Annotated in this window: 10 protein-coding genes and 1 pseudogene; all 11 read right to left on the minus strand. The window is 46.6% G+C overall.

The features are described from left to right. Positions 1-370 precede the first annotated feature (370 nt). The 11 genes and pseudogenes from arfB to IH879_11275 all read right to left on the minus strand — a co-directional run bounded on the left by arfB (position 371) and on the right by IH879_11275 (position 11,928). Positions 371-796 (minus strand): aminoacyl-tRNA hydrolase, encoded by a 426-nt coding sequence (gene arfB / locus IH879_11225; GenBank protein ID MCH7675507.1) that lies wholly within the window; start codon positions 794-796, stop codon positions 371-373. Between the two features lie 46 nt (positions 797-842). Next, entirely contained in the window at positions 843-1,178 is a 336-nt protein-coding gene (locus IH879_11230) for a type II toxin-antitoxin system PemK/MazF family toxin (GenBank protein ID MCH7675508.1), read from the minus strand. After that, positions 1,163-1,405: a ribbon-helix-helix protein, CopG family gene (locus IH879_11235; protein MCH7675509.1), complete on the minus strand. Its 243-nt coding sequence runs from the start codon at positions 1,403-1,405 to the stop codon at positions 1,163-1,165. Before IH879_11235 ends, IH879_11230 begins: the two co-directional genes overlap by 16 nt. 96 nt (positions 1,406-1,501) lie before the next feature. Next, complete coding sequence (locus IH879_11240; GenBank protein ID MCH7675510.1) at positions 1,502-2,227, minus strand: hypothetical protein; 726 nt, start codon at positions 2,225-2,227, stop codon at positions 1,502-1,504. Between the two features lie 77 nt (positions 2,228-2,304). Continuing rightward, complete coding sequence (locus tag IH879_11245) at positions 2,305-6,045, minus strand: NAD-glutamate dehydrogenase (protein MCH7675511.1); 3,741 nt, start codon at positions 6,043-6,045, stop codon at positions 2,305-2,307. Positions 6,046-6,492: 447 nt separating this feature from the next. Continuing rightward, the gene (locus tag IH879_11250; GenBank protein MCH7675512.1) at positions 6,493-7,815 is read right to left on the minus strand and encodes an amidohydrolase family protein; all 1,323 of its coding nucleotides are present in this window, start codon (positions 7,813-7,815) and stop codon (positions 6,493-6,495) included. A 60-nt stretch (positions 7,816-7,875) separates the two neighbouring features. Then, the gene (locus IH879_11255; GenBank protein ID MCH7675513.1) at positions 7,876-8,268 is read right to left on the minus strand and encodes a DMT family transporter; all 393 of its coding nucleotides are present in this window, start codon (positions 8,266-8,268) and stop codon (positions 7,876-7,878) included. Continuing rightward, positions 8,208-8,420: a hypothetical protein gene (locus IH879_11260; GenBank protein ID MCH7675514.1), complete on the minus strand. Its 213-nt coding sequence runs from the start codon at positions 8,418-8,420 to the stop codon at positions 8,208-8,210. The genes IH879_11255 and IH879_11260 overlap by 61 nt, the downstream gene beginning before the upstream one ends. Positions 8,421-8,553: 133 nt before the next feature. Continuing rightward, complete coding sequence (locus IH879_11265; GenBank protein ID MCH7675515.1) at positions 8,554-10,617, minus strand: amidohydrolase family protein; 2,064 nt, start codon at positions 10,615-10,617, stop codon at positions 8,554-8,556. Next, positions 10,614-11,453, minus strand: coding sequence for a KilA-N domain-containing protein (locus IH879_11270; GenBank protein MCH7675516.1), 840 nt, complete (start codon positions 11,451-11,453; stop codon positions 10,614-10,616). Before IH879_11270 ends, IH879_11265 begins: the two co-directional genes overlap by 4 nt. Before the next feature lie 81 nt (positions 11,454-11,534). Continuing rightward, a pseudogene (locus IH879_11275) lies at positions 11,535-11,928 on the minus strand (DNA methyltransferase). Positions 11,929-11,938: the final 10 nt, after the last annotated feature.

Consider the following 11,938-nt stretch of genomic DNA (forward strand, 5'->3'; position numbering starts at 1 on the left):
AAGAGCAGGTCAGCTTTTAGCTGTTTATACAAAATAGACAAGAAAACTAGTTATATGTTGATTTGAGCGGTAATTACAAAAAGAATAGCCACGGATTAACACCGATTCGACACGGATAAATGCATTGTAGGGAAAAACCAGACACTAAAATCGTTGGTTTGAACACCTTGTTTTAACAAGTTTCAATTTCAAAGTATATTCGTAAAAAAAATCATGAAAAAACAGTGGCCTTAAAAAACTATACACCTTTAATAAATCCGTGTTCCATCCGTGTGCATCCGTGGCCTGAACATTTCTTGCTTACCCACACAGATCGACATAGAGCCAGAAAACTCCTGCTGCAATGCAAGAGAAAATTCGGTCAGGAAGGCTACTCTTCGGACAGGAGCTTGGGTTGGCGGCTTTGTTTAATCTGGCTGCGACGGCGCTTTTCCTGCAAACGCCGTTCATTTACCCCGGGGGGTATTTTTGTTTTAATTCGTGGTTTGGGAATTTCCGTGGCTTTGCGGATTAAATTCACCAGCCGGTCGACGGCATCTCTGCGGTTCTTTTCCTGGGTTCGAAATCGCCGGGCCGTGAGGATCAGGACGCCGTCTTCGGTCATTCTTTTGCCGGCCAGCCGAACCAGACGCTCACGAACCTCATCCGGCAGCGTGGGCGCATTTGCAACATCGAAGCGGAGCTGCACTGCGGTTGCAACTTTGTTGACATTCTGCCCGCCCGGACCGGAGGCACGGATGAAATCGAGCTTGATTTCGTTTTCATTGATTGAAATTGTGTCGGTGATTTGCAGCATGGTACTTTAGAGGCCCGAATGGGAATGGATAAATTTCTTTAATTATTTAGCCGCCAACAATTTCTTTAAGACCCTCGATCACTTCATCAAGTTGTTCCGGTGAAATTTGTGTAATCCTACTTCTTAACCGCTTAATTGATAAAGTTCGGATTTGACTTATTTTCACCCAAGATCTTTTAGGTAATTTGGTAGCTAGTTCTAAGGTTAGAGGGAAACCGGCTTTAGGGGGTTGGCTGGTTAAAGCCATGGCAATCACAGTTCCAGATCTTTGATTGAAGACATCTTCACTAATTATAAGGACTGGACGAAAGCCAGCTTGCGCGTGGCCAATTGTAGGATTCAGATCCGCCCAAAAAATATCTCCTCTTAATATTCTGGCCATTCTTCAAGGTCTATAGAAATACCTTCTTCGGCCATTGCTTGTTCAAATTTCGGATCAAGCTTAGCGCACTCTCTGGCAAGGCGACCTTTATCTAACCGAACGATTTTTTCTTTCACAGCTTCCTGAATAGCTTTGCTTCGATTTGGAAACAGTTCTTTTTTTACCATTTCATCAAGTTTATCAACTAAGGTTTTCTCCAAAGTGATTGCGATTTTTGTGGTTGCCATAAATGCCTCCCGGTATTACAATTTATCATACTATAATAAATTAGAGAACAAAAGTCAAGTTCATAATTTCAATCAAAAACTTTGGGAGCCAAAACCTCACCTCAAAACCCGCTCATTCACATACTCCAACATCTCATAAAAAGCCGCGACGCTGAGCGCGTTTCTGGCGTGAAGACCGATAATATCCCGAATCATGTTTTTGACTTTTTGCTTCGTTTCAGTCTGACTCGCATCATCCTTTAAGGTTTTCAATCCGAGCAAACCTGAAGTCAACATTTCAATCCCGGCCTCCAATTTGGAGAAGAACCTGATTTCCCAATTGGAAGTCGCTTTTAAATCTTTAAGGATCTGGCGCAGCTCATTGATGCGGTATTGCTGTAATATCGAAAAATACTCAACGATTTGCCAGTCATCACCGGCGCTTCTATTGTTCAGGAAAATGTTAAAAGTGTCTTCCAGAGTATCCACTCGTTTGAAGGCGTTATTGACGCCGTGTGCATCTTCATCCGAAAGAATGCGCAAGGTAAGTCGCAGCTTCCTCGATAACCGGAAACGCGAACGGATGGCTGCTTCATTCAGCATTTTTTTAAACGTCAGTGAATCCTTTTCATCCAGCAACTTTAAGTGTTCCGGGTTCAGTAAAAGTTTCTTGGCGATTTGATAAACTTTCTCCTCGAGAAAAATCAGGTATTCATAATGAAGATTAGGATGCAGCCACTCACCGGCAGTTTCGATTAAAGATCGCATCTCATCGAGTTTCAGGAATTCCGAAAGACGCATATAAGTATCTGCGATTTCAGTCAGCGATCTGCCTGTTGCCATGATCATTCTCTGGCAAAATACCAGCCCGGCATGATTGACAATTTCATTGATGATCTCGGTGGCGATTATCTCCCGTTTTAAGGGATGTTTCCTGATATGCCTTGAATATTTTTTGGAGAGTTCTGCCGGAAAATACCGCAGGATAAATCGGTCAAACCAGGGGTCGGCAAACGCACCATCTCCAGAAACATCTGGGTTCCAACCAGTTTCGTAAATCCGATTAAAGCGCAAAGGACCGGCCTCGGCAGCGCCCTGGACTCATGTTCCAACTTATCCAGATCAGCCTCGAAGGGAATACAGTCCTTCGCGCGATCGAACAATCCTTGACGATTCAGAAATTTGATCAAAGCCCGAATAAAAACAAATTGGGCCGGCTGCCGGCGCATGTCCAGGGAAAGTCCGAGATTATTAAGGTAATTCTGCCGGAGCACCAAATCGATTTCTTCTTTTTCATATTTTTTGATGATGGCGTTTCGATCATCGATATCTTTGATGATTCTCTTTCGCCGCAAGATATCGAGTAGAATCTTAAGATTGACCTCATGGTCCGACATATTAACACCGCCGGAATTATCGATTGCATCCGTGTTCAACTGCACCCCGTTTTCGGCTGCTTCGACACGAGCTGCCTGGGTAAAGCCGAGATTTCCGCCTTCGCCAACTACTTTGGCTCTAACTTCGGATGCATTCACCCGGACCCGGTCGTTTGCCGGATCGCCGGCCTGAAAATTGGTTTCAAAAGCTGCCTTGACATAAGTGCCAATTCCGCCGTTCCACAGCAAATCAACAGGCGCACGAAGAATAGCCTTTATCAAATCCTCTCCGGAAAGGCTTTTCGCTTTAATTCCCAGCATATTTCTGATTTCGTAAGAAAGTTCGATTCTTCGGCTGTTGCGGTTAAAAATGCCCCCGCCTTTTGAAATCAGCTCGTCTTTGTACTCATTCCAATTCGCACATTTTTTAAACAGGCGCTTCCTTTCCTGAAAAGATGCCTTGGGGTCCGGATTTGGATCAAGAAAAATGTAAAGATGATTAAATGCCGCAACCAGTTTCATGCTTCGGGAAAGCAGCATACCGTTTCCAAAAACATCGCCGGCCATGTCGCCAATTCCCACTACTTTAATCTGACTTTTTTCCGGATTGACACCGATTTCATGGAAATGCCGCTTAACGGATTCCCAGGCGCCACGGGCCGTAATGCCCTGCTTTTTGTGGTCATAGCCGTTTGAGCCTCCGGAAGCAAAAGCATCGGTGAGCCAAAATTTTCTTTCATTTGAAATCTCATTAGCAATATCGCTGAAGGTGGCTGTGCCTTTATCTGCAGCAACCACAAGGTAGGGATCATCTCCGTCGAATCGCTTGATTCCTTCAGCCGGAACTATCGAACCATCTTTGGAAATATTGTCGGTGAGATCGAGCAGCGCCGAAACGAATCTTTTGTATGCGTTGACTCCTGCAGCCATCCGTTCTTCGTGGTTAGAAGCATTGTTGTTTTTGATGACAAATCCACCCTTGCTGCCCACAGGAACGATCAGTGTGTTTTTGATCATCTGCGCCTTCATCAGACTGAGGATTTCCGTGCGAAAATCATCCGGCCGGTCGGACCACCGGATTCCACCGCGGGCAATCCGGCCGCCGCGCAGGTGAATTCCTTCCAGGTCGTGAGAGTATACATAAATCTCATAAAGCGGAACCGGGGCGGGCATATTTTCGATAAGACCGCTTTTGATTTTAAAACTAATTTCCCGTTTGTTTAAATAGTAATTCGTTCTGACGATGGCATTCACGATATTGAAAAAAGTCTTGCAGATGGTTTCATCGAGTACAGAGTTAAGCTCTCGAAAAGAATCAGAGATCGCGGTCTTTGCTTTTTTAATGTCTGCCGGCTCGCTTTCCGGGTTAAATTTCACTTCAAAAAGGCAAACCAGAGACTTGGTGAATCGGGGGTAGCGAACCAAAACTTTCTGAATAGAAAAAAAAGTGTAAGCGTTATTGAACTTATAAAAGTAAGCGCACAAAGCCTTGGCAAGATCCAATTCTCTTTTGGTAAGACCGGCGATTCTGACCAGCTCATTGATGGGTTTGGAAGTCAGGTCCTCGTTTAAAACAGCCTCAATACAATCCGCGATACGCGTGCGGTCTTCCGGTTCAAGATTTTCATCCCTCTGAACGCCGAAGCTATAAGTAAACTTCTCAACCCCGTCGTGACGATAAATAAACCTGTTGTCGCGATTAATGGAAAATCCAAAATTATTAATAATAGGAACCAGCCGTCCCAATTTAGCGGGACCCGAGATGTAAATTTTGATTAAATCTTCATCATCTTTGAGCTGCTGATAATAAGCGACACGATAGCCTGTCTCATTTAGGTTCTCCAAAATTTCTAAATCGCGCAGGGCCTCTTTGGATTCTTGATGAACTTCATATTCAGGAGACATGCCGCCGAGGTAGCGATTCAAGGTTTCATAACCGTTGGCAGAATATTTTTTGAGAACCAATTCGCGAAAAACCGATGACCAGGTTGAAAACAGGTCGTGGGCATTTGATTGCAGCAACTGTTTGAGCTGCTCCAGGGTCTGGTCATCTGAACGGAAACCCAGAAACACGACCTCAATTTGATTGATCGGGTAGCGGATATTGTAAGCAATTTCGATTCCATGCTTCTGGTTAAAGTCATGTAATCGCTGATTTGGAATTTTGCCAGTATCTGCTGCAGGAAGAATGATCTCCGTCCAAACGATATTGTAATTTTCATCAAGGGCCAGGTCGTAACTGATTTCGGTGGAATACATGTTGTAGATGATTTTCATAAACCATCGCAACAGGAAGGCAGGCGGACGGGTGAGCCACAAACCAACGGGTAGAGACTGGGCAATTCTATAAAGCTCTTTTTGCAAATAAGAAGTCGAGGTTACCCGGAACTTGCTGGCCATTTCCTCAAGCAGACGTTTGATCGCCGGAATATCGTTCCGCAGGGAAAGTTCAGCGCGATGTCTGAAATGCCCGGCGAGCACGACATCGGCGCCGGCATTTTTTACGACGGCAAAGTACATTTTCCGTTCTTTATTGACATTGCTGCGGAGATTGGACTCGCGGTAAGCAACAGATTCTTTTGATGAGAAAAGCGGCCTTGAATTCAACTCTTGGGAAACAACCTCGCGAACTTTTGCTTTTTTAAATATCCCAAAATGTTTTGGCCTCAATTGATGGCTCTTGTAATGAGAAAGTCCCAGCATGACAAAATTCTCTTTTAACCAGGCGATTTCTTCATTCTCGGTCTCATGTTCCAAACAGAGGGAGTCCATCAAAGAAACCATTTTCGGGTAATCTATGACCACCTTGCGGAGTTCTTGCAGATTGTTGGAGATGTCTTTTTGAAGCTGAGCCAGCTCTTTCTTTTGTAGCCGGTTAATTTCAACATAAACATAGGATTCATTTTCGTCGGTGTTGACTGGATAATCTACCTGCGCCAACGTTCCGTCCTCAAGCCTTTGTACGCTGAGGATCGGATGAATGAGCAAATTGATATGAAAATGCTGAGAGTTGCAAATATCAACGACGGTATCGACGATGAAAGGGGAATCCGGCATCAAAATTTCAATCACCGAAGAGTTGGCTAACCAAGTGTATTTTGAACCTGGATTATAAACTTTGATCTGCAGCTCCTTGGAATGAACTCGAAAAAAGTCGTATCGAGCTTCAAGAAACAACTGCAAATTTTCAGGCGAGTAAAAGTTCTTCTGGTATTCAGGAATGTAAAATGAATACTTTTCGCAGAATTCTTTGAAAGAATTTTTAGATAACTTGTCCTTAGTCATTAATCCTTTCATACAACAAAGCACTCCAAATTATAAACGCATGTTTATAATAAAAATATCGTCATTATCTAATGATTTAATAAGTATAAAGTGTTATTTTATTTGGCAATCGGTCAATCCTGCGGAAAAAAATTGACCCCCAGTTGATAAGGTTTTCCTGGAGACTAAAATACCGTTAAAAGCAGGTGGATTTCGCGTAGTTGTTGATACAAAAGCAAGACACTATAATTTCGTTTTGTTTAATATGATTCGGGGAAAATTGCAGTTTTATTAGTAGACCATCTTCCTTTGGCAGCCATCTTTCAGGATGACGATTAAATGATATTAACCATCCCGGTTTAACAACCAACAAAGGAATAAGCCCACTTTTGATCGGCTGGTTGCTCAGCGGAATATCACCGCGAAGTTTTGCAAATTAGAAATAAATTTCTATTTTTCGAAATTCCCTTAAGGGATATTAACCGAAGTCGTGTGCTTCTCTGATGTGTCCGTTTCGTGTTTATAAATCCTACCCTCCTTCATCACAAACACAACTTTTTGCATCACTGAAATATCTTTAAGCGGGTCACCGTCCACAGCAACCACATCCGCGGTTTTGCCCTTTTCAAGGGTGCCCAATTCATCGTCGATTCCCAGTAACTCGGCGGTTACTTTCGTGGCAGACTGAATGGCTTCCATCGGCGGCATGCCACCTTCAACCATGAGCTCAAATTCCTGAGCATTTATACCGTGCGGGGATACACCGGAGTCCGTGCCAAAAGCAATTTTCACGCCGGCTTTGTAAGCGCGGCTGAACGTCTCTTGAATTTTCGGACCGATGGCTGCAGCTTTCGGCCGGACGAGATCCGGGAAATAGCCATCAATTTTGGCGCGTTCTGCAACCGTTACGCCGGCCAGAATAGTCGGTACATAATAAGTTCCGTGCTTTTTGAAAAGTTCAATCGCTTCATCATCCATCAAAGTTCCGTGCTCGATGGAGCGCACACCCGCCCGAATAGCGCGTTTCATTCCCTCCGCGCCGTGTGCGTGGGCCGCAACGTGCATGCCGTAATCTTTTCCCGTGTCCACAATCGCTTTAATTTCCTCTTCAGTGAACTGTGGATTTTGGCCGCTCTTCGCGACACTCAATACGCCGCCGGTTGCCGTGATTTTGATCACGTCAGCGCCGTTTTTGTACCGATGGCGCACAGCTTTTTGTGCGTCTTCAATGCCGTTGACGACGCCTTCCTTCGGTCCGGCGTCACCCTCAATTTGCCGGTTCAAACTGTTGGTGGGATCGGCATGGCCGCCGGTAGTCGCCAATGATTTACCGGCGCTGAAAATTCTCGGACCGCTTACAAACCCGCGGTTGATGGCGTTGCGCAGCGGTGTATTGATAACGCCGCCCAGGTCGCGAACAGTGGTAAATCCGGCCAGCAAAGTCCTCCTCGCAAACGGCACCGACCGGTAGGCGTAGTCTTCCGGGTTCATATAGAACTTTTCCGAGTAGCTTTTCGGACTCAATTCACCGGAAAGATGTACATGCATATCCATGAGTCCCGGCATCACGGTTTGATCCTTTAAATCGATAATCGTGTCGCCTTCATCTCCCTCGATGTAGCCGTTTTTGATTTCGATAATTTTGTTATCAGAAACCACTATGGACACCTCGGATTTCATGCTGTTCGATTTACCGTCGATAAACTTGCCGCAATGCAGAATGGTATTTTGTGCAAATAAAAAAACCGGTAAAAGCAGCACAGCTAAGAAACTAAGAAATGGTTTGTTCATTTTTTCCTCCTCATATTAATTTTATTCCAAAGTTTAAGTCTTTCAAACTTCTAATGCAATTTATTTTCTTTTGTGGATCATAAAATGAAGTCCAAATACGATGAGCCCGGCGCTTAGTACCATCATCCCGGTAATCGACTCATTGAAAAATAGCAGCGCCAGAACGGCAACGAAAACCGGTACCAGGCTATAAACAAAACTAGCAGTTTTGGTCGCCCCGATTTCTTTGATGCTTAAATTATAAAACAAATAACCAATTCCTGATGCGAAGATTCCCATGTAAAGTATGGCTAAAATCACGGATGGTGAAATAGCTTGAATTTGCTGAACAAAACCTTCGCTCAATGTAAGCGGCAGCAAAAGAATCACCCCGAATAAAGTGGCGTAGTAGGTCAAAGTAAAGCTGGTGTGTTTCTTAAGAAGTTCTTGATGAGCAGAGAATAAGCCACCCAGCTTGAGACAGCTAAAAACATCAGCAAGTCGCCGTGGTTAAACTGAAGTCTGAGAATGTTGCTGACATTTCCTTTGGCGATTAAGAAAATAACCCCGGCAAAAGCGATCGTGACCCCCAAGTAGTTTCTGCGGCTTAAATGTTCGTTTATCAATAATTTTTGCCGCAAATCCCGTTGCGATAGGATTCATTGCGTTGATGATCGCGCTGTTCGTGACTTTAGTAAATCGCAAGCTCACAAAAAGAAGTCGTGATAACCAACGATGCGAATAACCCTAATGGAATGACTAATAAATCAACAGCATTTTTTGCGTTTTCACGAATCCACCCGCCTGCAAACGATAAAAATAAAGACCGCTTGCCACGGGACGTCCCAGATCATCCTGCCCATTCCATTGCACGGAATGAAAACCCGCAGGCTCAAAACCGGCAACCAGTGAGCGCACTTGCTGACCCTGGACATTGAAAATCAGTAATTTCACTTCACCAGCCTGAGACAGCCGATACTCAATGCGCGTGCCGGGATTAAACGGGTTTGGGTAGTTTTGACTGAGGGTTAAGTCCCCCGGAATGGTTTCATTCTCCCCTGAAGAGACACTTGTCGGCACAGCGCTGAGGACTTCGATTTCCTTCCACGCCACCCAGGAGGGGCTCGCCAGGGTTTCTACTTTAATAAAACGGCCGGTCCACCCTGTCGGCATCGTGTACTCGAGGATTTGGCCACTGGTTGTCTGCCCGTCAAATTCATGCAGGAGTTCAAAGGTGTCCTGCGCAGTGGCCTTGCCAAATAGCTGATGCCTCGTCTGCCCGTCGGGGAACTGATCGACAATTAGATTTATCCTGTTGACCGTGAATGTGCCTCCCAGGTCCAATTCGATCCACTGCGGTGGGTGAATACCGGCACTCCAGTGCGTTTCCAGGTTGCCATCCACTGCCAAATCAGGCGGATTCTCAGCCAGGCTGTTAGACGCCGTGGCGGTCTTATTCAAGGCGATGTTTGGGCCTGCAAATCGGCGATCGTGCCGAATCACCCCGTCCATGATGGTCATTTCAATGGTGATGTCCCGGACCTCGAAGGGGTCTATCGTGAGTGGGTCCTGTGAGAGGACGGTCAAATCGGCCAGCTTGCCGGGCGTCACGCTGCCCTTGACGTCTTCCTCGAATGCAACCCAGGCGTTTGTAACCGCCATGGCCCGGAGTCCTTCCTCCACCGTAAGGTTGCCGCCATCCATCCAGGGGGGAAGCACCTCTTCACGGCTGGCTTTCCGGGTCGCCAAAAGGCTTATCGTTTGCATCGCTTGTGTAAAATGGAAGACGAATGGAAAATCATTGCCTCCAACAATTTGGATCCCCCGATCGGCCATCCTGCGCCAGGGGTAAACCCAGTCCAGAACGTGTGGCAGGTAGTGGGCTTCCCAAACCGGAGCACGTTCGACAATTGCCCAGGTGTACTGAATCGAGGCCGCAATGCCAAGCGCCACCATCTGATCCGCCAGGTCTTCACGCATAACCCGCAGGTGTTCCATCCGACTCCGCAAGACATTGCCGCCTCCCGCGAAGGCATTTTCGAACGCATTCAGGCCGACACCAATGGCTGAGTCGCCGATAGCGTGCATGGCAATCGGATATCCGGCACCCAACACCTCTGCGACAACCGCGTTCATTTCCTCCTGCGTTTTGAACAGGTGGCCATAAGGTCCGCACTCGTCAAGATGTGACTGGCGCGGCTGGGTCAAGGCCGGGCAAAGGCAGCTGCCGCCATCGGCAAATATCTTGACCCCGATTACCCGAAGCGTCGTGTCCTTCTTCACGGTATAGGGATAATTCATCCACGGAACCCTATCATCACCGCAATTTGAGTTGTATTGCAAATAGACATTGACCCTGATTGCCAACCTTCCCTCCCGGGAAAGGGTTTGCAGTGCAGGGATGAGGCCTTCCGCGTCGCCAAAGAGCTCATGGACGGTGGTGTAACCATCGGCTGCCATCTCCTGAGCGGCGCGTGCCAACCCGTCCAGATCACCGCTCCGAAATCCCTCGAGTAAATAATGGCTGTGCGCCTCGATCAGTCCGGGCACAACGGTACGCCCCTGAAGATCGAGGAGTTGTGTGCCGGCGACCTGCAGCGCGAGCACCTCTTCGTTGCTGCCGACTGCCGAAATACGGTTGCCGTCCACCGCTATCGCCTGACCATTCGGCAGCGCTTCATCCAGGGTAATCACATTGGCATTGTAGAGGATGAGGTTTGGACTGACATCCGGCTTCAGAGCAACTTTTGGTTGTGTCGGAGCTATCGAAGGGAAGAAAAGCGCCAGCAGAGTTACCAGCTTAAGCAGTTTTTGCAAGATCATAGTATCCTCTCTTTTTGTTTCAGTTTTCTGATGCCGCGGTCTTCGGTAAGAAGCTTCATCTGCTGAATGGCAATGGCGTTCAGCTTTATCAGCCGGTCTTTCTGGGCCAGGCTCTCATTGATAAAAAGGGCATTGAGGTTTTCCAGATTGGAGAGGCAGACCAGTTGGGAGACATTGGCATAGTCTCTGATATTGCCTTTGTTGCCACGGTTGTTCTCCCGCCATTCCTTTGCGGTCTGACCAAACAGAGCGACATTCAGGACATCTGCTTCACTGGCATAAATATGATTGATCTGTGCTTTGGTCAGTTGCCGGGGAATTAAATTTTGCTTAATGGCGTCGGTATGGATGCGGTAGTTGATTTTGGCCAGATTCCTTTTGATATCCCAGCCGAGCTGCTTGAATTCTTCTTCTTTGAGCCGTTGGAATTCCTTGATCAGGTAGAGCTTGAATTCAACGGATATCCACGATGCAAACTCAAAGGCGATGTCCTTATGGGCATAAGTGCCGCCATAGCGCCCCGTCTTTGCAAGCAAACCGATCGCCGCCGTCGCAGATATCCAGCGCTTTGGCGTCAAAGAAAAACTGTTCAGCCCCGCCTGATTTCTAATTCCATCGAATTCGATGGAATTAAACGCCGGGTTGTTGAGCTGCTCCCAGATACCCAGAAACTCAATCGTATTCCGGTTTCGCATCCAATTCTGGATGATGTAATCGCTACGCTTTTCATCCCGATGTCTGGCAATATCGGTCAATGAAATAAAATCTTCTTCCCGGTGCTGGTAGATCGTCACCGAACGAGAAAGTACTTCTATTTTTTTACTTTTTTGGGTCATTTTATCCGCCTTTAATTGTGGCAAATTCGCCATAATTAAAATCCCTGCACAACTCCATTCTTCAATATCAATTAGCGTCCATTAACGGTTTCCTCCCACGTTCACCTCGACAATGGTCATCGTATCGTTGCCAAAGATATCCACCACCTTGACTGCGAGCTTACGCCGTCCCGGCGCGCATTCGTGGAAGACGCTCTTCATTTCCAGGGAGCGGTCTTTCTTGGTGCGGAAGGACTGCCATTCGTTCTCGAAGATGAAATCCCCGGTCCAGCGTTCTTCCCATTCGTCGGTGTCCTCGTTTTTTTATCCGGATGATCTCGCGCTTGCTCTCGAAATCGAAATCCACGGCCCAGTAGTCGATCCAGTCGGTCCAGTTTTTTGTGAGCACCTCACGGTTGACGATGCCGTTCTTATCCTTGCTCACCTTCACGATTTGCCCCTTCTCCACAACGACGCGACTGCCATTATTTTTGATCGCCGCCTCG

It is taken from the genome of candidate division KSB1 bacterium, from assembly GCA_022562085.1.
GTDB lineage: Bacteria > Zhuqueibacterota > Zhuqueibacteria > Oceanimicrobiales > Oceanimicrobiaceae > Oceanimicrobium.

Excerpts from the sequence above, each read along its gene's own strand:
- arfB (MCH7675507.1), bottom strand. The coding sequence starts at position 796 with ATGCTGCAAATCACCGACACAATTTCAATCAATGAAAACGAAATCAAG.
- IH879_11230 (MCH7675508.1), bottom strand. The coding sequence starts at position 1,178 with ATGGCCAGAATATTAAGAGGAGATATTTTTTGGGCGGATCTGAATCCT.
- IH879_11235 (MCH7675509.1), bottom strand. The coding sequence starts at position 1,405 with ATGGCAACCACAAAAATCGCAATCACTTTGGAGAAAACCTTAGTTGAT.
- IH879_11240 (MCH7675510.1), bottom strand. The coding sequence starts at position 2,227 with ATGGCAACAGGCAGATCGCTGACTGAAATCGCAGATACTTATATGCGT.
- IH879_11245 (MCH7675511.1), bottom strand. The coding sequence starts at position 6,045 with ATGACTAAGGACAAGTTATCTAAAAATTCTTTCAAAGAATTCTGCGAA.
- IH879_11250 (MCH7675512.1), bottom strand. The coding sequence starts at position 7,815 with ATGAACAAACCATTTCTTAGTTTCTTAGCTGTGCTGCTTTTACCGGTT.
- IH879_11265 (MCH7675515.1), bottom strand. The coding sequence starts at position 10,617 with ATGATCTTGCAAAAACTGCTTAAGCTGGTAACTCTGCTGGCGCTTTTC.
- IH879_11270 (MCH7675516.1), bottom strand. The coding sequence starts at position 11,453 with ATGACCCAAAAAAGTAAAAAAATAGAAGTACTTTCTCGTTCGGTGACG.